Source organism: Streptomyces zaomyceticus, from assembly GCF_014656215.1.
In the GTDB taxonomy this organism is placed as follows: Bacteria; Actinomycetota; Actinomycetes; order Streptomycetales; family Streptomycetaceae; genus Streptomyces; species Streptomyces zaomyceticus.
In genome coordinates this window covers 1-541 of the sequence record NZ_BNBZ01000079.1, presented here as the reverse complement: position 1 = coordinate 541, position 541 = coordinate 1, and the positions used below count along the sequence as shown (strand labels likewise).

At 65.2% G+C, this 541-nt stretch carries 1 protein-coding gene; it reads right to left on the bottom strand.

Annotated elements, in window-relative coordinates; genetic code table 11:
- The coding region (locus IE311_RS36510; RefSeq protein WP_189836208.1) for a B12-binding domain-containing protein at positions 1–541 on the bottom strand (541 nt) is incomplete at both ends.

Sequence of the window (541 nt, the reverse complement as noted above, 5' to 3'; positions counted from 1 at the left end):
TCGACGTACGCCCTGGTCAGGGCCGCTCCGCCGAGGATCACGGGGTACTTGGCGGCCAGCTCGCGCTGGTTCAGCTCCTCCAGGTTCTCCTTCATGATCACGGTGGACTTCACCAGGAGACCCGACATGCCGATGACGTCGGCCCGGTGCTCCTCGGCGGCTTCCAGGATCGCGGAGACCGGCTGCTTGATGCCGATGTTGACGACGTTGTAGCCGTTGTTGGAGAGGATGATGTCGACGAGGTTCTTGCCGATGTCGTGGACGTCGCCGCGGACAGTGGCGAGGACGATCGTGCCCTTCCCGTCGGCGTCCGTCTTCTCCATGTGCGGTTCCAGGTACGCGACCGCCGTCTTCATGACCTCGGCGGACTGGAGCACGAACGGCAGCTGCATCTGCCCCGAGCCGAAGAGCTCACCGACGGTCTTCATCCCGTCGAGCAGGATCTCGTTGACGATCTCCAGCGCGGGCCGGACCGTCAGGGCCTCGTCGAGGTCCGCCTCCAGGCCGTTCTTCTCACCGTCGACGATCCGGCGCTTCAGCC